This window comes from Bacillus sp. AFS029637, from assembly GCF_002584985.1.
Taxonomy (GTDB): Bacteria; Bacillota; Bacilli; order Bacillales; family Bacillaceae_G; genus Bacillus_A.
Genome location: NZ_NUPZ01000031.1, coordinates 67,598 through 87,625, shown reverse-complemented (window position 1 = coordinate 87,625; position 20,028 = coordinate 67,598). Strand labels below are relative to the sequence as shown.

Annotated in this window: 23 protein-coding genes; 2 read left to right on the top strand and 21 right to left on the bottom strand. The window is 36.8% G+C overall.

The features are described 5' to 3' along the window. The first annotated feature begins 68 nt into the window (after positions 1 to 68). Entirely contained in the window at positions 69 to 458 is a 390-nt protein-coding gene (locus COE49_RS16605; protein WP_088231566.1) for a cupredoxin domain-containing protein, read from the top strand. A 105-nt stretch (positions 459 to 563) separates the two neighbouring features. Here COE49_RS16605 and COE49_RS16600 read toward each other — a convergent pair whose 3' ends face one another. From COE49_RS16600 to COE49_RS16570, 7 genes are read right to left on the bottom strand one after another with little or no spacing between them, the layout of a single operon-like run. Further along, positions 564 to 1,544, bottom strand: coding sequence for a biotin--[acetyl-CoA-carboxylase] ligase (locus COE49_RS16600; protein WP_088231567.1), 981 nt, complete (start codon positions 1,542 to 1,544; stop codon positions 564 to 566). Next, on the bottom strand, positions 1,529 to 2,722 hold the full coding sequence (locus COE49_RS16595) for a CCA tRNA nucleotidyltransferase (RefSeq protein WP_098945964.1): 1,194 nt from the start codon (positions 2,720 to 2,722) through the stop codon (positions 1,529 to 1,531). Before COE49_RS16595 ends, COE49_RS16600 begins: the two co-directional genes overlap by 16 nt. Then, the gene (gene bshA, locus COE49_RS16590; RefSeq protein WP_088231569.1) at positions 2,709 to 3,854 is read right to left on the bottom strand and encodes an N-acetyl-alpha-D-glucosaminyl L-malate synthase BshA; all 1,146 of its coding nucleotides are present in this window, start codon (positions 3,852 to 3,854) and stop codon (positions 2,709 to 2,711) included. Before bshA ends, COE49_RS16595 begins: the two co-directional genes overlap by 14 nt. Continuing rightward, complete coding sequence (bshB1, locus tag COE49_RS16585) at positions 3,851 to 4,555, bottom strand: bacillithiol biosynthesis deacetylase BshB1 (protein ID WP_088231570.1); 705 nt, start codon at positions 4,553 to 4,555, stop codon at positions 3,851 to 3,853. The genes bshA and bshB1 overlap by 4 nt, the downstream gene beginning before the upstream one ends. A gap of 11 nt (positions 4,556 to 4,566) precedes the next feature. Further along, positions 4,567 to 4,962 (bottom strand): methylglyoxal synthase, encoded by a 396-nt coding sequence (mgsA, locus tag COE49_RS16580; RefSeq protein ID WP_000684760.1) that lies wholly within the window; start codon positions 4,960 to 4,962, stop codon positions 4,567 to 4,569. A 14-nt stretch (positions 4,963 to 4,976) separates the two neighbouring features. Then, positions 4,977 to 5,777, bottom strand: coding sequence for a dihydrodipicolinate reductase (gene dapB, locus COE49_RS16575; RefSeq protein ID WP_088231571.1), 801 nt, complete (start codon positions 5,775 to 5,777; stop codon positions 4,977 to 4,979). Next, a complete protein-coding gene (locus COE49_RS16570) occupies positions 5,777 to 6,118 on the bottom strand; it encodes a nucleotide pyrophosphohydrolase (RefSeq protein WP_088231686.1) in 342 nt (113 codons plus the stop codon). Before COE49_RS16570 ends, dapB begins: the two co-directional genes overlap by 1 nt. A gap of 384 nt (positions 6,119 to 6,502) precedes the next feature. Between COE49_RS16570 and COE49_RS16560 the strand changes: the two genes are divergently transcribed. Further along, complete coding sequence (locus tag COE49_RS16560) at positions 6,503 to 7,384, top strand: YitT family protein (protein ID WP_088231573.1); 882 nt, start codon at positions 6,503 to 6,505, stop codon at positions 7,382 to 7,384. A gap of 27 nt (positions 7,385 to 7,411) precedes the next feature. Here COE49_RS16560 and COE49_RS16555 read toward each other — a convergent pair whose 3' ends face one another. The 14 genes from COE49_RS16555 to aroC all read right to left on the bottom strand — a co-directional run bounded on the left by COE49_RS16555 (position 7,412) and on the right by aroC (position 19,869). After that, complete coding sequence (locus tag COE49_RS16555) at positions 7,412 to 8,065, bottom strand: uracil-DNA glycosylase (RefSeq protein ID WP_140417412.1); 654 nt, start codon at positions 8,063 to 8,065, stop codon at positions 7,412 to 7,414. A 92-nt stretch (positions 8,066 to 8,157) separates the two neighbouring features. After that, complete coding sequence (locus tag COE49_RS16550; RefSeq protein ID WP_011109966.1) at positions 8,158 to 8,841, bottom strand: zinc metallopeptidase; 684 nt, start codon at positions 8,839 to 8,841, stop codon at positions 8,158 to 8,160. Between the two features lie 102 nt (positions 8,842 to 8,943). After that, positions 8,944 to 9,732 carry a sporulation protein YpjB gene (gene ypjB, locus COE49_RS16545; protein WP_088231574.1) on the bottom strand — a complete coding sequence of 263 codons (789 nt, stop codon included), beginning with the start codon at positions 9,730 to 9,732 and terminating at the stop codon, positions 8,944 to 8,946. A 107-nt stretch (positions 9,733 to 9,839) separates the two neighbouring features. After that, a complete protein-coding gene (gene lit / locus COE49_RS16540) occupies positions 9,840 to 10,526 on the bottom strand; it encodes a lipoprotein intramolecular transacylase Lit (protein WP_088231575.1) in 687 nt (228 codons plus the stop codon). Between the two features lie 22 nt (positions 10,527 to 10,548). Beyond that, positions 10,549 to 11,142, bottom strand: a complete 594-nt coding sequence (gene lhaT, locus COE49_RS16535; RefSeq protein ID WP_098252632.1) for a lipoprotein heptaprenylglyceryl N-acetyltransferase LhaT — start codon at positions 11,140 to 11,142, stop codon at positions 10,549 to 10,551. Between the two features lie 110 nt (positions 11,143 to 11,252). Continuing rightward, entirely contained in the window at positions 11,253 to 12,020 is a 768-nt protein-coding gene (qcrC, locus tag COE49_RS16530) for a menaquinol-cytochrome c reductase cytochrome b/c subunit (RefSeq protein WP_000554602.1), read from the bottom strand. Positions 12,021 to 12,063: 43 nt separating this feature from the next. Further along, the gene (gene qcrB, locus COE49_RS16525; protein WP_000932700.1) at positions 12,064 to 12,738 is read right to left on the bottom strand and encodes a menaquinol-cytochrome c reductase cytochrome b subunit; all 675 of its coding nucleotides are present in this window, start codon (positions 12,736 to 12,738) and stop codon (positions 12,064 to 12,066) included. Then, entirely contained in the window at positions 12,739 to 13,251 is a 513-nt protein-coding gene (qcrA, locus tag COE49_RS16520) for a menaquinol-cytochrome c reductase iron-sulfur subunit (RefSeq protein ID WP_088231576.1), read from the bottom strand. It lies immediately after the preceding gene. Positions 13,252 to 13,394: 143 nt separating this feature from the next. Further along, positions 13,395 to 13,868 carry a YpiF family protein gene (locus COE49_RS16515; RefSeq protein ID WP_098357330.1) on the bottom strand — a complete coding sequence of 158 codons (474 nt, stop codon included), beginning with the start codon at positions 13,866 to 13,868 and terminating at the stop codon, positions 13,395 to 13,397. A 136-nt stretch (positions 13,869 to 14,004) separates the two neighbouring features. Continuing rightward, complete coding sequence (locus COE49_RS16510; protein WP_088231578.1) at positions 14,005 to 14,541, bottom strand: ReoY family proteolytic degradation factor; 537 nt, start codon at positions 14,539 to 14,541, stop codon at positions 14,005 to 14,007. A 73-nt stretch (positions 14,542 to 14,614) separates the two neighbouring features. After that, positions 14,615 to 15,877: a tetratricopeptide repeat protein gene (locus COE49_RS16505; protein WP_088231579.1), complete on the bottom strand. Its 1,263-nt coding sequence runs from the start codon at positions 15,875 to 15,877 to the stop codon at positions 14,615 to 14,617. 494 nt (positions 15,878 to 16,371) lie between these two features. After that, a complete protein-coding gene (gene hisC, locus COE49_RS16495; protein WP_088231580.1) occupies positions 16,372 to 17,484 on the bottom strand; it encodes a histidinol-phosphate transaminase in 1,113 nt (370 codons plus the stop codon). 127 nt (positions 17,485 to 17,611) lie between these two features. Further along, positions 17,612 to 18,697 carry a 3-dehydroquinate synthase gene (gene aroB, locus COE49_RS16490; protein WP_088231581.1) on the bottom strand — a complete coding sequence of 362 codons (1,086 nt, stop codon included), beginning with the start codon at positions 18,695 to 18,697 and terminating at the stop codon, positions 17,612 to 17,614. Then, the gene (gene aroC / locus COE49_RS16485; protein WP_088231582.1) at positions 18,697 to 19,869 is read right to left on the bottom strand and encodes a chorismate synthase; all 1,173 of its coding nucleotides are present in this window, start codon (positions 19,867 to 19,869) and stop codon (positions 18,697 to 18,699) included. Before aroC ends, aroB begins: the two co-directional genes overlap by 1 nt. Positions 19,870 to 20,028: the final 159 nt, after the last annotated feature.

The following is a 20,028-nucleotide window of genomic DNA, read 5'->3' as shown; positions in this document are numbered from 1 at the left end:
ATAGTATAACTCTTTCAATAATGATGCAGGTTAATTGAGGAAACATACTTACAAAAGGAGAATTGCGAATGTCTATGAACAAATGGTTATTTCGATTCATCGGTTTGCTTGTGATGATTATAGGGATAATAACTTTTAGCTCCTTCCATGCATTTGCCTCAGTTAACGTCGTAACACAACCTGTTGAGCCAGCAAAAGTGATTGAAGTCGAGCTAAATGATGATTACTTTAAGCCAAATGTTATCACGATTCCAATTGAAGAATCAACAACATTACTATTAAAAAATAAAGGTAAAAACGAACACACCTTTACAGTAAAAAAACTCGGCATTGACGTCGTAGTCGAGCCAGGAAAAGAAAAAAATATTACTGTGAAACCTAAAAATACTGGTACATATGAATTAATATGCCGATATCATCTCCTTAAAGGAATGGAGGGCAAAGTAATCGTCAAATAACATGCAAGGCCAAATAGACAGACGATAATAAGAATTTATTATCAATTTACGAATTCAACTCAAAAATATTGAAATAAAAAGAAGTTCCAAAAGAGGAACTTCTTTTTACTTAATTTCGATATCTGCAGAATGAATATGATGTACTTTCCCTTCATGGTCCTCCAGAAGTAATACACCATCCTCTGTAATACCTTTTGCTACCCCCGTAATCGTCTCTCTCATCGTTCGGGCGGTAATTTCTTTCCCGATGCTTACAGCGTAACTTTCCCAAAGAATTTTAATTACAGAGAAGCCATTTTGTAAATACTCTTCGTATAATTTTTCTAGTTGGAAATAGATTTGTTGCATAAGCTCTGCACGAACAATTGGCTTACCTGATTCAATCGCTAATGAAGTAGCAATGTGCTGAATTTCTTCGTCAAAATGTTCTTGCTTTTGATTCGCATTAATACCAATGCCCATAATGACAGCATTAATTTTATCAGGATCCGCTTGCATTTCTGTTAATATACCTACAGCTTTTTTACCTTGGATTAAAATATCATTCGGCCATTTTATTCCTACGTTTACACCTGTACATTTTTCGATTGCTTGCGCAACACTAACAGCCGCTAACAAAGTAAGCTGCGGTGCATGATGAACCGGGATCGATGGACGTAAAATAATACTCATCCAAATTCCTGTTCCTTTTGGTGAATACCATTTTCTACTTAAACGACCTCTTCCCGCTGTTTGTTCTTCTGCCACAACAATCGTTCCTTCTTCTGCACCCTCATAAGCAAGTTTTGCCGCAATATGCTGCGTAGATTCAACAGTTTCTTCAAAATACACTGTTCTACCAATTCGCTTCGTTTGTAGCCCTAACTGAATTTCATTAGCAGTCACTTTGTCTGGCTTACTCGCAATGCGATAACCTAATCGACGTACAGCTTCAAGTTCATACCCTTCGTTTCGAAGGTCTTCCATATGTTTCCATACAGCGGTTCTTGAACAACCAAGTTTATCACTAATCGTTTGGCCAGATACAAACTCGCCATCCGATTCTGAAAAAACTTGCAATAACTGTTTTCTTATAGTAGATTGCATCCTTGCAGCCACTCCCTTATACTCTCTTTCTCATTAACTACATTTCCTTGTACGATTGCTTCTTCAATTTTTTGAATTATTTCAGCAACCCACGGACCAGGCTTTTTATTTGCCCATTTTAATAGTTCATTCCCCGTCACATTCATTTCTTGACGGCTCTTTATTGGCAATGCTTGAAACAATGTTTGTACTCGTTTAACAGATGTAGGGTCATAGCTTTCAATCATCGCTTCATATACTCTCTCTGCCATTTCAGCGATATGAATTCCCGTTTTATAAAGAAGGAATGTATCCCACTCCTTCTCCTTTCTAGTACGGATAGTTAATAAAACTGCGACAATATCTTTTATTTTTTTATTCGAAAACTTCCATTGGCGTAAAAAGACAGATGGATGCTCTTCTCCGATACAATATAAGAAAAATGCCCATGCCTCAATATCTGTTTCAAAAGAATCCCATTTGTACTGCGTAGCTTTTAACAGTCTCTCTTCTGACATTTGTAAATAGGGCAAATGAGAAAATAGCTTCGTCTCCACTAACTCTTGGAGGCCCTTTGTACAATATGTACCCGTTAACAGTTTCTCAAACTCCACTGTAATACGCTCAATTGCTATATGTTCCAGCAAATGTCCATACGTTTCAATCGCTTGCTTCGTTTTTGTTTCTAAAGAAAATCCTAACGTACTTACAAATCGAATACCGCGCATCATTCGTAAGGCATCTTCTTGAAAGCGATCAGCTGCATTTCCAACTGTTACAATCTCTCTCTTTTGAATCGCTTCCTGCCCAGCAAATAAATCAACCATTTCGCCTTCTTCTGTCATGGCAATCGCATTCATTGTAAAATCACGACGCTTTAAATCTTCTTCTAATGAACGAACAAATTGAACACTACTAGGTCTTCGAAAATCTTCATATTCGCTTTCTGTTCGAAAAGTGGTTACCTCATAAGGTTCACCATTTTCTACAACAATGACAGTTCCATGCTCAAGACCAACAGGAACATGCCCTGGAAATATTCCCATCACTTCTTCTGGTAAAGCAGATGTCGCAATATCAATATCTCCAATTGGCCTATCAATGATAAGATCTCGTACGCTCCCGCCAACAAAGTAAGCCTCATGTCCTTGTTGTTTTAATGTCTCAATAATAGAACTAGCTTTTTTAAATCTTTCCATTTTTGTCATCCCTTAGTATGTCATAGTAAATCGTTTCATATTGTGAGACGATTTTTTCTGAGCGGAACTGCTCGTAAACACTTTCTCTTGCTCGTTCTCCCATATTACGGTGAAGTTCCTCATCCTTTAACAGCTGAATAGCTTGGTTTGCTACGCCTGTTATATCACCAACTTCATATAAATAGCCTGTTTCACCATGTTGAATGACCTCTGGAATACCTCCAACCCTTGTTCCGATACAAGGTACACCACACGCCATCGCTTCTAATAAAACAAGGCCAAAACTTTCCTTCTCTGATAGAAGCAACATTAAGTCACTCATCGTAAGTAACTCTGCAACATTATCTTGTTTTCCTAGGAATAAGACGCGATCTTCAATATGTAAATTCTTCACTAACTGTAAGATCGTACAAAATTCTGGTCCGTCCCCAACAAGAAGCAACTTCGCATCTACTTCTTTAGCAACTTTAGCAAATGCCTGCACAACGTCCTGTACACGTTTCACTTTACGGAAATTTGAAATATGAATCAGTATCTTTTCACTCTCACTTATACCGTATTCTTTCTTTAATTGAGACATATCACGCTTGAAATATACACGTTCGTCTATAAAGTTATATACCGTTTGAATATCTTTATTTGGTTTTACAAGCTCATGCGTTTCATTAATTAATGAATGCGAGACAGCCGTAACAACATCCGACTGCTCAATACCAAAACGAATTAAATTATTTAACGAAGGGTCGGAACCTAACACAGTAATATCTGTTCCATGCAAGGTTGTAACAATTTTAATGCGCTCTCCAATCATTTGTTTTGCTAAATACGCACAAATTGCATGTGGTATTGCGTAATGCACATGTAAAATATCTAAGTTTTCTCTTTGTGCAACCTCTGCCATTTTACTCGCTAACGCTAAATCGTATGGTGGATATTGAAATACAGAGTATTGATTTACCGTCACTTCATGAAAATAAATGTTTGGATACACTTTATTTAACCGGAATGGTAAACCCGATGTAATAAAATGAATTTCATGCCCGCGCTCCGCCAATTGCTTCCCTAATTCTGTTCCAACAACTCCAGAACCACCTACAGAAGGATAACATGTAATACCTATTTTCAATCTCATTTACATCCCCCTATTAAATCAGCATGTAATAAAACGGGTTTCTTACTCATAAATCCTTCGGCATACAAGACTCCCACTTCTTTTCCAAACATCTTCTCACGAGCGACCACAGTTTCAACGTAACCTTCTGTTAACGGCGTCTTCACACCATCACTCCCTGTTGAAAACTGACTTTCATACGCTTCTAATACTTCCACTTTTTGCGATAGGTACTCACTAATATCTATACAAAAATTCGGTTTATGAAAACCATTAATCATATAATTATAAAATGACTCTACACGATGCGGTGGAAATTCTGGCATATATTTTCGGATTCCTGCTGAAAAAATAGCTTCTTCCACAAGCTTTGCACAATTTGCATGATCTGGATGACGATCTTCATAATACGGTGCAAAAACTAGTTTTGGTTTATATGTACGGATCACCTTTACAATTTCACGTATATACTCTTCTTTCATATACAAACCACGGTCTGGCATCGCTAAATTCAGTCTCGTCTTTACTCCCATTATACGAGCAGCGGCCTTCGCTTCTTCTTTTCTCAATTCTACCGTTCCATTTGAAGAAAGATCAGCTTCTGTTAAATCACAAATACCTACTTCATACCCTTGCTTTGTATATTTTGCAATGGTACCAGCCATGCCGATTTCAACATCATCGGCATGAGCACCAAACGCTAATATATGTAATCCACTCATAATTGTTCCCCTCATTTTCTTAACTTGCGATAATCTAAATCTCCTCGCTCTAATGCGTGCATTAACATTTCAGCACTTGCCATATTCGTTGCAAGTGGAATCGCATATACATCGCACAAACGAAGCAACGCATTCACATCAGGTTCATGCGGTTGTGCTGTTAATGGATCACGGAAGAAAATCACCATATCCATATCATTTTTTGCAATCATCGCACCAATTTCTTGATCACCGCCAAGAGGACCCGATTGATATCTTGTTACAACTAAACCAGTCGCTTCCATAATGCGAAGTCCTGTCGTTCCTGTTGCAAATAACTCATGTTTTTCAAAAATCGGTTTATATGCGTATGCAAACGAAACCATATCATTTTTCTTTTTGTCATGTGCGATTAAGGCAATTTTCATCCGTTGTCTCCCCTTTAGTCGATAATATTTTCTAAACCGTACACAAGATGATCCAGGCTCATTACTGTCTCAATTGATAGTTTTACACCTGACATAAATGATGCACGATTGAATGAATCATGACGAACTGTTAACATTTGTCCATCCCCGCCGAACATTACTTCTTGGTGCGCAATAAGTCCTGGTAAACGCACACTATGAATGTGAATACCGTCTACATTTGCACCACGTGCTCCTGCTAATTGTTCCGTTTCATTCGGGTGTCCTTGCTCTTTTGGCACACGATTTTGACGAATTAATTCTACCGTTTTTACAGCTGTACCAGATGGTGCATCTAATTTTTGATCATGATGTAATTCAATTACTTCAACATCTTGGAAGTACTTCGCTGCCATTTGTGAGAATTTCATCATAAGAACTGCACCAATTGCAAAGTTTGGAGCGATAATTGTTCCTACTTCTTTTTCTTTTGCATTTTCTGTTAATTGCTTTAGTTCTTCTTCAGTAAATCCAGTTGTACCAATAACAGATCGAAGTCCACGTTCAACTGCAAGTGTCACATGCTTCTTTCCAACTTCCGGTGTTGTTAAATCTAATAATACATCTGCTTCTACTTCATCTAAACAAGTATGTAAATCTGCGTAAACTGGTGTGTCTAACATCGGCATACCAGGTAAATCGGAAATCTTCTCTCCGCCATGCTTATAGTCCACTGCTGCTACTAAATTGAAATGTTCTGTTCTTTCCATAAGAAGGACTGCTTCATGTCCCATACGTCCTCTTGGTCCAGCGATAATTACTTTAATTTCTTTCATTATTTTTTCTCTCCCTCATCAATACGTGTCCAGCGATCTTTATCACGTGTATTAAATTTCTCCATTACAATGTTATGCGCTGTTTCTAAATCAATATTTAAACTATTTGCCATACAAATCATAACAAATAATACATCTCCAAGCTCTTCTTCAATACTTCGTTCTTTCTCAGTTGTTTTCTTCGGTTTCTCACCATAATAATGGTTTACTTCCCTCGCTAGCTCTCCCATTTCTTCCGTTAAACGAGCCATCATTGCAAGCGGACTGAAATAACCTTCTTTAAACTGACCAATATATGCATCTACTTCTTTCTGCATATCCTTCATCGTTTTCGCTTCCATACAATTCACCTCTAATCCTTCCTCTTTCATGTTAGCCAATTCATCGCGATTTGACAAATATTATTCCCTACCAAACACCTATTTGCGACCCTTTTTTGGATAGACTATAATAAAGTGAAACTTTCTTTTGCGGTTTTTGCAAAAGATTAGTTGAACCAATCGGGTTCTTACAGCTGGTTCGCCTTTCTTCAGAGCTTTATCTCCTACCAGCCGTTGGAACGGGGTAAAGTGAAACTTTCTTTTGCGGTTTTTGCAAAAGATCAGCCCACACCAATCGGGTTCCTACGGCTTTTACTATTTTCACTAGCAACTAGAAATTACTTATCATTATGTTTTACCGTTTCAGCGGAGCAATGCATTCTACATAATTAGGGGGATTTCTACATGAAAGCAAACTTGAAAATTCGAAATATCATTTTCATCTTAATCGGTTCCGCTATTTTCTCTTTCGGTATTGTAAATATCAATATCGAAAATCACCTTGCAGAGGGTGGATTTACCGGTATTACGCTATTATTATATTTTCTATTTTCGCTTGACCCTTCCTATACAAACTTAATTTTAAATATTCCTATATTTTTCATCGGTTGGAAATTACTCGGCCGAACGACATTTTTGTACACTTTAATAGGTACATTTAGCGTATCTTTATTCCTATGGATTTTCCAGCGCTACGAAATACTCAACTTACATTTAAACTTACAAAATGATATGACACTCGCTGCTTTGTTCGCCGGGGCATTTATCGGTATTGGACTTGGAATAATATTTAAATACGGCGGCACTACTGGCGGTGTAGATATTATCGCAAGGTTAGCTCATAAATATGTTGGCTGGAGCATGGGAAAAACGATGTTTATGTTTGATGCCGTCGTTATTATCGTCTCTATCCTTACTTATTTATCATATCGCGAGGGTATGTACACGTTAGTGGCTGTTTTTATCGGAGCGAAAGTCATTGATTTTATGCAAGAAGGAGCTTATGCGGCGAAAGGAGCGACTATTATTTCGGATAAAAACGATGAAATTGCTTCAAAAATTTTATCCGACATGGAGCGCGGAGCAACCTTTTTAAAAGCTGTTGGATCGTATACAAAAGTGGAACGGAACGTATTATATTGCGTTGTTGCTAAAAATGAAATCGTGAAATTAAAAAATATTATTACTTCTGTAGATCCTCATGCCTTTGTTGCTGTAAGTGATGTACATGATGTAGTTGGTGAAGGGTTTACACTAGATGAAAATAAAAATCCGTTACATAATTAATATGACTAGAAAAGCTACTTAGCTTTTCTAGTTTTTTATTGATATATGTTGCTTCAGCTTCTCTAAATCCTCATAAATCAACTCCAATAAACTCCGGTTATAAAAAATTGAAGCTGGATGAAAGGTTGGAAAAATAGCATATTCTTTTTCTGTCCATATAAATTCTGTACCACTACTATCTTTCAGTTGTTGCACAGGTTGCTTGAACAATTCTCCATGAACATCCGTAATTTTATTATTTTTACCAACTAAACGCTGTAATGCAATATTACCAAGTGTGACGATAAGCTTCGGGTTTATTTTCTCTAATTCATAATCTAACAAAGGGGCATGGGCAATTATTTCTCTTTGATTTGGCGTCCTATTATACTTTTTCTGTATAATTTCACCATTTCGTTCTTTTTTCTCTCTCCATTTATAAGGCCTACTCCGAACAGCGCTCGTAATATATACTTCTTCCCTTGTAACGTCAATCCGTTCTAAAAAACCCATCAATTGTTTTCCCGCTCTCCCGCTAAACGGAATCCCATTATGAATTTCTGTTTCACCTGGTGCTTCTCCTAGCAACATAAATTTTGGATTTTCAGGACCTCGTCCACTTAAAAAACCTTCTAGCTGATAAGAAGCGCTACGCTCCTTCACTTGTTTTACTAAATGATCTGGATATTTAATTTCACCCACCACCTTTCCTCATCAATTCTATTATTTCCATTTGTAACACGTTATAAGATTTAATCTACAAAACAAAAAAAGACTATCATAATTGATAGTCTTTAGTCGTCGCTACGCTGCATACCAGTATACATTAATACGAGACGTAATAATTCAAATACCGCTACAGCTGCAGCTGCTACATATGTTAATGCTGCCGCATTTAATACTTTACGAGCTTGGCCATATTCATCTGTTGATACGATACCTAGCGCTTCGATTTGTTGCATTGCACGTTTTGATGCATCAAACTCAACTGGTAATGTAACAAGTTGGAACACAACACCTGCTGCCATTAAAATAATTCCTAATAACAATAGTTTTGACATTGTCGCAAATATACCAATCATAATAAATACCCATGATATATTCGATCCAAAATTTGCCACAGGAACTAACGAATGACGAATACGCATAAAGTTATAATCTTGTGCATCTTGAATCGCATGTCCTACTTCGTGTGCTGCAACTGCTGTACCAGCAACTGAATGACCATAATAGTTATCTGTTGATAATCGAACCGTTTTGGCAGTTGGATCATAATGGTCTGATAAGTGACCTGGTGTTTCTTCCACAGCTACGTTGTATAATCCATTTTCATCTAAAATTTTGCGAGCCACTTCCGCTCCTGTCATACCTGATGTTGAATAAACTTGTGAATACTTGCTATAGGCACTACGTACTCTTGACTGTGCATACAACGGTATGATCATTATGATCGCGAAGTAAATTAAATAAAACATCATGAACCTCCATTGAAGTTTTAATTATAGTACTTCTCATTCTATTTTCTTCTGCCATTATTGTCAATGAATAAACCTTACAATCCGTATCTTTATTTATCTGCATTATCTATTTTTAGAATGGACATTACTTTTTCTTTTCTCTCGCTCTCCTTTATACTTTCTCCATCCAACATAAGTTAATGTGAATAAAATAAGCCCTCCAGTAATTGTCATAAACCAAATGAGAGAGGGAGCAATTTCATCCTTTTTTACTGTGTGAAATATCTTTTTTAAATCCCCTTTAATGATTCCTAATTGCATTTGACCGCCTTTCGTTTTTAACATAACGTTACGAAATTCGTCCAAATAAGATAAATGAGCATTTACACGTTGCACCTCGTTTTCCGGCAAAGCAATCATTAGGCTTGGGTAAATAATATTAAATTCCTTTAAAAATGTATTTAACGTTTGTTGAAACTGCCCAGCATCTTCTTTTTCCATCGCTTTTTCCATTTGAGAAAAGGCCTCCATTACTTTCCCTTCTCTCTCCATCCAAAGTGGTTGATATTTCGATACTTGCGCATCAACAGCAAGTTGCAGGGCTAACACATTATCAATTTTAACTTGTTTACCTAAATCTTCTTCCAAGAGAGATTGTTTCGCTGTATTATATGCTAAAGAAATGACTCTAACGTGATTCGGTGTTACTTCTTGCTTCTTCTCATTCCCCTTCATTACAAACTGCTCCGAGAAATGTTGTAATACTTGCACTGCTTTTTCATTTTCACTACGCTTCACCAACTGTAACGAGTCGTCTAATAACCCTGTTAGTTCACTCCACTCTTCAGCATATATACGTAACGGAAACATTATAATTAGAAATGCGATCAATCCAATTAATGTTCTCTTCATCCCGGTCCCCCCTATAACTACTAGTACAAAATATGTTGAATTGGACAAGAATAGAACAGAACTGGGCTGAAAAATATATTATCGTTTTCAAAACAAAAAAATTCTCTTTAAGCAGAGAATTTTTTCTTGGAACCCCTTTTCTTTTTTACGAAATATCTATACAAGCTGAAACAAAGTATACTACCACTTAAAATGAATAATAAAATAGCACAGGCAGCATGCATAAAGAACTCTTCCGGTAGCATTAATATAATTGGATCCGTTTCAATATCAAACATCCAATAATCATTACTGAATAAAAGCTTATGGAATAATACAAAACTCTTTTCAAAATTAATAGCAATCGGTAACATCAGTGCTATCGGAAATATAATCGTTAAAATCGATCCGTGCAGTAAAAACTTTTCGTTTTTTCTTTTTAATAAATAAACGCCGCCTATCACTGCTATCATAATTGTCGCATACATCACATATTGAATCTTTACTAAAATATTTTTAACATCTACAAAATGTATACGCCCATTTGTAGACATATCTAATGTCGGCAATTGTAATGCCCCATCATAAAACGGAGATAAATATGTAATAAGCACATCATAATTTCTCTTAATTTCATCTTTCGTCATATCCGCTAAATCTGGAATATTTAAAAAATCAATTTCAAAATAATACAGCCATTTTCCATATACAATCGCCATTGTTGCGAGTGCAAAAACGGAAAATGCTATGCTATATGAAACAACTATCGTAACCAATCGATCCAATACTTTTGTACCGCTCTTATTTTTCTTCATTTTCTCCCCCTAAATGTTCTCACTACCATAAAGAAAACTGTTTCCTGTTCTCACGTAAGCAACAATAATATGTAATGCACAGCACAACAATACTTAGCCAAAACGTAAAATAACCAATCTTCTCTACAAACAAATGCATAATGCCATATCTCGGCATTTGCCAAAATAAATAATCAATTGCGTCATTATGTAATGTCCATATAGCTGCTACCGCAAAATGCCATTTTTTTATACGGTAAAACGGAGCGTATAACACTCCCTGCACTGCCATTGCAAAATGCGATAACATTAACATATACCCCATAAGACCAATAGGACCTTCCACATAAATCATAACCCCATTTACAACAACAGCCCATACACCATATTTTATTAAAGTAACAATTGCTAGCGCCTCTATTAATCCCCAGTTTTTCTTTATCAAGAAACCAATTAAAACAAAGACAAAAAAGAGACTCGCCGTAGGACTATCTGGTACAAATGGCCAAAATATAGGTGAAGTTTCTTTTAATTGATTTCCATACCATATAAATCCGTAAATTGTACCTAATATATTAACAACCAATAAAAATAATAATACCGAGCGTTGTCTTAACACTGCATATAAGTAAGCCAAGCTGTACATCCAACACCTTTCATTTTTCATCAAACTCTACTCTATTATATAGCAAACTCACTGTCATCAAAATAAAAAGCTGACTACAAAATTTTTGTAGTCAGCTTTTTTTACTTCTTATTATACTTTGCAATAAATTCCGAAAGCTTTTTCAGTTCTTCATCTGTACCTTTAAATACCCCTTTAGGCATTGAACCTTTTCCTTCTTTCGCAATTTTTGCGATTTCTTCTGGTTTTAAAGTTAAGTTTTGCAGTGCAGGCGCTGCCGCCCCGCCCTGTAAATTGTCACCGTGACATGTTAAACAAGTATTTTTTTGCATTAACTTGTAGCCATCATCATTTTTATCAACTGGTGCCGTTTTTACAATTGCTCCTTGTTTTTTTGCAGCTTCCCAATCGTGGTGTGCTACAGATTCCCAAGTTAAAAAGATAATCGATGCAATTGCTAAAAGCATAAATCCAGTTGCTACAGGGCGCTTCAATGGACGTCTCTCTGGACCTCGATCAAGAAATGGAGCTAACAGTAATGCTCCAAAAGCAATACCTGGCATAATAAATGCTCCAATTACAGTAAATGAACCAGAAGCATAAGAATACTTTAATAACTGATACAAGAATAAGAAATACCAATCTGGAAGTGGTATATATCCTGCATCTGTCGGATCCGCCATTCTCTCAAGCGGTGATGGATGCGCCACTGTTAAACATAAATAACCGATTAAAAAAACTGCACCAACCATCCATTCTTTCAACAAAAAGTTCGGCCAAAATGCTTCTGTTTTTCCTGGGTATTCAGAATAATCTTTTGGAATATTCGGTTTCCGAGCTACTGGTACCCGAGAATCTCCTACAAACTTCATCCCTTTGCCGCGATGCATAATCTCCCTCCTTTAGTTCTTTCCCCTTTAATTTAGCAATCTCTTATAGCGGACCGGAAATACCTTGTTTGCGAATCATGATGAAGTGGAAGGCCATTAAACCTAGAAGTGCTGCTGGTAAGAAGAAGACGTGAATAGCAAAGAAGCGAGTTAATGTTTGAGCGCCAACAATTTCGGAATGACCAGCGAGTAATGTTTTTATATAAGGACCAATGAGCGGCGTTTGCTCTGCAATTTGAATCCCTACTTTCGTAGCAAATAACGCTTTCATATCCCACGGTAATAAATATCCGGTAAAACCAAGACCTAACATAACAAAGAAAATAAGAACACCAACAATCCAGTTTAACTCACGAGGCTTTTTATACGCACCCTGGAAGAAAACTCTGAGTGTATGTAAAAACATCATTACAATTACGAGACTAGCACCCCAGTGGTGCATACCACGAACAATTTGTCCGTAAGCAACTTCATTTTGTAAATAGTAAACCGATTCCCAAGCATTTTTAATATCCGGCACATAATACATCGTCAAAAACATTCCAGATAAAATTTGAATTACAGTAACGAAAAAGGTAAGTCCCCCAAAGCAATAGACGAATGCAGAAAAGTGATGTGCCGGGTTTACATGTTCAGGTACTTCATGATCAGCGATATCGCGCCATATTGGTGTAATATCTAATCGTTCATCTACCCAATCATAAATTTTATTTAGCATCTACTTTCCACCCCCTCTTGGCTTCGCTTTTCCTAAATACAGCGTTCCATCTTTCACTTTAGACTCGTACACATCAAGCGGAGCAAGGGGCGGCGTGCCTTTAATGTTCATTCCATCTTTTGTATAACGGCCCCCGTGACATGGGCAAAAGAATTGATTCGGATGTGCTTTGTCCGAATTCCAGTTCACTGTACATCCTAAATGTTTACATACTGGAGAGAATGCGACAATGTCTCCGCTTTCATCTTTATGAACCCAAGCTGATTTTGGCTCTTCAGACTTGTACCAACCATCAACCTGCTTCACCTTAAAGTCGAAACGCTTCGGTTCTGTTGTAATATCTTTTACTTGTGCAACAGCAACCATATCTGTTCCCGCTTCTTTTCTTAACACCGGATCAAGCGCAAATCGCGTCATCGGCATTAAAATACCTGCTGCCATAAAGCCTCCTACCCCTGTAAGTGTGTAATTTAAAAATTGTCTTCTTGACACACGATGTTCTTTCTCGCTCACGAAAATTTCCCCCCTCTATCAGAAATTGTCCCCTCGTGATAAATTATATAAAAAATAAAAACTAGGACACTATCATGATATAATACGCTCATGCACAGGTCAATATCATACTACTCATAATAATAAGAACTTTCTGTTTATTATTATTTTCCCCATTTTTCTTCTAACATCACCATTATATTTTTTATATGCGCATGAATCAGCTCTCTTTTTGCTTGATCACTAAATTGTTCTAACGCTAATGACGGAAACCAAAATAAATCTCCCTGCAATTCTTGCATATCTTCTTTCCATGAAAAATCACTTGTAACGTACGCAATGTGCTTAAAACCTTGCCTTTGTAAATGATCTGTCCATTCTTGCAAACGACCTTTTTCCTTCTTTTGACTTTCTACTAAATACGTAAATGCTGGTAGTAAAAGCACTCTTCCTTTATATTCTCTTTCTAACTCCATACTCAACAATTCAATAAATTCACCTTGTTCTACAACCATTTTCATTTCTTTTGCTGCCGAAACTGATAACAGTGGTATAACCCCTGTATCTACATACTCCCTTGCTTGCTCAAACTGTTCCACATCTTTTACAATCCATTTCAAGTCTCTTCCCTCCTCCACTTGAAAATGACAGAACTTTCACTTTATATATATTAAACCATACTAAAAGAGGTAAAAAAAGAAAAACTACCTAATATAGGTAGTTTTTCTTGAAAAAATTCTGAAATTTGTAAAAAGTTAATAATCCTAATGAATTCTATAAAGTCTTTAGCTCTGCCGTTAACCTATGAAACGCTTCCTTATCTTGCTTATCCAACGCTTCATCAATTTGTTTCAAAAGACGTTCTTTTCTAAATGAAAATACACTCTCTTCTAAAAATCTCTCTGCCAGTAAACGGTCTTTTTCATTTACTTCAATATGCTTTGGTAAATATGGGTTTTCTTCTAATACAGCTACATAATTTGCATTTTGGAACGACGATTTAAAGTTGAGTTGAATATAAATATCTTCATCCCGATTTAAACGAATATCATGAAACGATTTTTCAGCATCTGTTGTCATAACATTTTGTTTAAAAAAGTGAAACGGTGTGTCTTTCACACAATTTGCTGACATTACTAAGCCACGCGGACAATATTTTGCATGCTCTACGAAGTGGACTTTATGCATTAATTGGTCGTGACTCATTAAATAATTCAAAATCCATACACATTCACGCTGTTTCAGTTGGTAATTATTCAAAAACCATTTTACAAAATCCTTCTTCTCGTTTACAGAAACAGGGGTATTCATAGCAATTAAGTCCCTCCTCTGTCTTTCTCTTTTCTTTTTAGATTCAAGAAGCGGCATTCAGTTTCCTTCCAACTTATGAAAAATCCTCTAAATTATATAACAACTCTTCAATATGAATTTGTGTCGGGTCTAGTTGTATTAACTGTGTAAATACTTCTTTCGCCTCTTTTCGCATACCTTCTTCCAATAAGAAATAACCGTACTCTTCCAAGAAGTCTGGATGATTCTTAAAAGAAGTATATGCACTTTCATAGTGTTTTAATGCATCCGAATACATTTCTAATTGTTTTTTCGCAAACGCCAAGTCCCAAAGTAGTTGTGTATCTGGTTCTCCACTGTCAATAGCACGCTCTACAACTGCAATTAACTCTTCATACTTTTCTTGTCCTTTTAAGATATACGCATATTTCAATGTTGCCCCAAGGTGTCCAGGATCTAACTCAAGCGCTTTTTGAAGTACTTCTTCTGCTTCTACTACTTTTCCTAATTTGGCTGCAATGTTCGCTAATTCTACGTAAAACGGAACAGAAAGCTCATCTACTTTAATTCCTTCATGAAGTGTTTCATAGCTTTCTTGAAGCATTCCTTCTTTTTCATAGCTTTTCGCTAAATACATGTATAGTGATGCGTACTCAGGGTCTAATTCCTTTAATTCTTGCCAAGCACCAATTGCTCTTTGATATTCTTCGCCTTGGTATAATGTAAAGGCATATCCAAATAATGAATGAATATCTTTTTGCTCTTCTAAGCCTGCTTCATAGTAAGAGATTGCCTCTTCCCAGTTTCCAATCGCACTTAACGTTTCTGCAAGACGAAGTGCAATCACAACACCACCCATTACTTTATGTTCTGCTAATAGCGACTCGTAATAAGTAATTGCCTTTTGTTCTTCCCCTTTACTACTATATAATTCTGCTAATCCAAACGAAATAACAGGTTCGTCAGGCATCATTTCTTTTGCCTTTAATAGTTTCTGCTCTGCTACATCATCAAAACCTTGCATTTGGAATAAATCCGCAACAAGTAATAACGATTGAACATATAAATCATCATTTTCTGGAATATCATGAAGCACTTCAATCGCTTCATCCTCTTTGTCTAAATCAATATATAATTCTGCTAAAAATACCGTAAATTCACTTTCTTCTGGATACAGTAAGCGTAAGTCTTCAGTAATTGCTAGCGCCTCATCCATAAATCCAAGTGTATGGTAATAGCGAGCGATATCATACTTCTCTTCATCATTCGCAATTTGTAATTGTTCTTTTAATAATTGTAACCCTTTTTCCGCTTCTCCATTTTCAATATATGAAACAGCTTGTTCAAACTTTTGCATAAACGTCTCCTTTAATTCTAAAAAATATTCTCTTCTGTTCATTTACCCTGCTATTAACGGGCAGTAAGACCCCCACCTCAAAAGTCAGCTAAGGCAAAGAAGTTAGTTTTGGGATCAACTGCCCGTAAAAGCCCGATTGGTTCAACTAATAATCAGCGGGGGATAAACATCCCCACTGATTAAAGTTTCACCTTATCATAAGCAACTCACTGTAAGAACGCAACCTTTAGAATGAGCATACTTCTTCTTGTACTTTCTCTTATAGCGCGGCTCGTTGTTCAAAAGGTTCTCATATGACACCGATACCGCATTCCTACTTTCTATTGTACCGTTTTCTTTCATTACCGTGCAAATAACTTTCCTCGTTGATTATTAAGTTATATAAATCGATCTTTACGAGCCAACCTGACTACCACACTTCAACCCCTATTAAAAATAGGATTCTTACTACCTTACATAAAAAAGGCACCTATAATAGGAGCCTTCACAATTTCTTAAGAATATGTTTCCTCTTTCTTTACCTTCTCATTTACAAGCTCTTTCAGTAATTCTATAATTTCATCATTCTCTTCTTTTAAACCGACTGTAATACGAATACCGTCATGTATGCCAAATGCAGCACCAGAACGAACAATATATCCGTTTTTCATTAATCGTTCGAAAGCTTCATTACCAGGAATACCAAGTTTTAAGAATATGAAATTTGTTTGAGATGGATAATAGAATACGTTATATTCCTTACAAAATGCATAGTATTGATTTAGTCCTTCAGCATTCTTCTGCACACATTCTTCTAGAAACTTTTGATCTTCTAATGCAGCTATTGCTACAGATTGCGCTACAGTCGATGTATTGAATGGTAACCTTGCTACTTCTAGCTGCCCAATTAACTTCACATTACCAACCGCGTATCCAATACGAAAAGCAGCTAGGCCATATGCTTTTGAAAACGTGCGTAAAACCATAAGGTTTTCATACTTTTCAAGAAGAGGCAATGTTTGCGGATAATCTTCCGCTCCCGCATATTCATAATATGCTTCATCCATAATAACGAGCGCTGACTTAGGTACTGATTCTAAAAATGAAAGTAACTTTTGTTTCTCTACATATGTACCTGTCGGGTTATTCGGATTACAAATCCATACAATCTTCGTTTTGTCATCTACTTGCTGTAACATTGCATCTAAATCATGAATACCATCTTTAAGTGGTACTTCACGAACTTCTGCCCCTTCAATAACAGCATGGTGATAGTATTGCGAAAAGGTAGGATTCGCCATTACAACATTTGTACCTTCATGTAGTAATGCACGGCTAATCATTTGAATGACTTCATCTAATCCACTACCAAATAACAGTTGTTCCGCATTTACACCTACATGCTCTGCTACTTTCGTCCGAAGTTCAAAGGCATGTCCATCCGGATAAAGAGCATATTGGCCCGCCAAAGAAGCTAACGCTTCTGTCACACGTGCTGAGCAACCAAATGGATTTTCGTTCGATGCTAATTTCACAATTTTTGATAATCCATATTCCCTTTTTACTTCTTCAATATTTTTCCCAGGTACATATGCTCTTAAAGTTAACAATTGCTCTTTCACTCTCATTTCTCTTCCCCCAGTCATTTGATTCAATTCAATTACAATATGGTTATAGTTCCTTACTGCAATCTCTTTTTATAACTGTCATGATTACGAGAATACTTTTACACACGCATTCCATATCTCTACCCTTTTATGCCATATCCTTTTGAAATGCCTCTAACGCAATATGAACAGTCTCATCTGAAATAGATACGACATTTACTACCCCATATTCCTGCATAAGCACCATATGAATTGTTCCTGCATTTGCTTTCTTATCTTGTTTCATCAATTGAACAAGGCGCTCTACATTTAAATCACTTGGCATTTTTGGATAGCCGTACTTCAAGAACCACTGTTTCATCTCTTCATAGGCAAGATCAATCTTGTACACTTGTTCACTTAAGAATATAGCAAATAACATACCAACAGCTACTCCGTCACCGTGAGTAATATTTCCATACCCAATCTCTTTTTCAAGAGCATGACCTAGCGTATGTCCAAAGTTCAAATGGGCACGTACACCTTTTTCTGTTTCATCTTGGGCTACAATATTGGCTTTTACAGGAATCGCCTTCGTTAATATATGAATTAACTTCTCATCACGAAGTTCTGCTAATGTTTGTACTTCTTTTTTTAACCAATGATACAGCTCAACATTACCAATAAGAGCATGCTTTATCACTTCTGCGTAACCTGAACGCCACTCTTTTTCAGGAAGCGACTGTAAAAACGGCGTATGATATACAACCGCTTCTGGCTGATGGAATGCACCGATCATATTTTTCCCTAACGGATGATTAATTGCTACTTTTCCGCCTACTGCACTATCATGAGCTAATAAAGTTGTTGGAACTTGGACAAAACGAATGCCACGCATAAACGACGCAGCGACAAACCCAGCCAGGTCTCCAATCATTCCGCCTCCAAGTGCAATAATTAAAGAATTTCTATCTAATTTATTTTCAAGAGCTGAAGTATGAGCCCCGTAGAAGTTTTCAAAAGACTTTTCTTTTTCACCACTCGGTACAACAAATGAAAATACTTGTTGCTCTACTTGCAATGCATCAACAACTGTCTGTAAATGTAGAGATGCAACAACTGCATCTGAAATGATCATTACATTAGATACAGCTGGCTGCATATTTTGAATGAGTGTTTTCAAATGTGACAACACTTCTTTTCCAACATGTACATCATATTCTTTTGATTTCGTTTGAATATGTATGTTTCCCATTAAAATCCCCTCGCATATTCATTATGTTTCTCAATATTTTCACGAATAAGGTCCATACGATCTACTCCAAATTGTTCTAGTAAAGCTGTCGCTAATTCCCAAGCAACAACCGCTTCTGCAACGACACTAGCTGCCGGTACAGCACAGCTATCTGAACGTTCAATACTCGCTGTAAAAGGTTCTTTCGTATCTATATCCACACTTTGAAGAGGTTTATATAGTGTAGGTATCGGTTTCATCACACCGCGTACAACAATTGGCATACCAGTCGTCATGCCCCCTTCTAATCCACCTGCATTGTTCGTTCTTCTTGTATATCCATGCTCTTCATCCCACAAGATTTCATCATGAACTTCACTTCCCGGTCTATGAGCTGCTTCAAAACCAATTCCAATCTCCACACCTTTAAAGGCATTAATGCTCATAATTGCCGCTGCTAGTTTCGCATCCAATTTTCGATCATAATGCACATAGCTACCTACTCCAATTGGCATACCTTCCACAACTACTTCAACAATGCCACCGATTGAATCACCATTTGACTTTGCATCATCAATTGCTTTCATCATTTGTTTACCAGCTTCGTCATCTAAGCAACGTACAGGTGATTCTTCTGTTATACTTTTTAATTCTTCAATTGAACTATATGTAATCTCCTTAGCCAGTACACCGCCAATCTCAATTACATGTCCTGCCACTTTAATACCCAATTCCGCCAAAACTTTTTTCGCAACCGCACCAGCAGCAACACGTACTGTCGTTTCACGTGCCGACGAACGTTCAAGTACATTTCTCATATCCCTATGACCATATTTAATCGCACCATTTAAATCCGCATGCCCAGGCCTTGGCTTTGTCACTTTCCTTTTCATTTCTTTTTCTTCTTGCTCAGTTAAAGGCTCTGCTCCCATAATTTTCGTCCAATGTGCAAAATCACGATTTTCAACAACGAGTGCAATAGGAGAACCTAATGTTTCTCCATGTCTAACACCACTTACAATTTGCACTTGATCTGTTTCAATTTGCATGCGTCTACCACGACCATATCCCTTTTGCCTTCTAGCTAATTCTTCGTTTATATCATCCGCAACTATTGATAGTCCCGCTGGAACACCTTCTATAATCGTTGTAAGTTGTGGACCATGAGATTCACCAGCTGTAATATATCGCATACGTTATTCCTCTTTTCGCATATGTATTTATCTCACTATATTAAGCAATAATATCAATTTCCGTTATTCTAAAAATATGAAAGAAATTATACCGTAAATCGACCATTTACTTCTTCTCGTTCTATACTTCCGATAGGCCTTTTACTTTACATACCAATA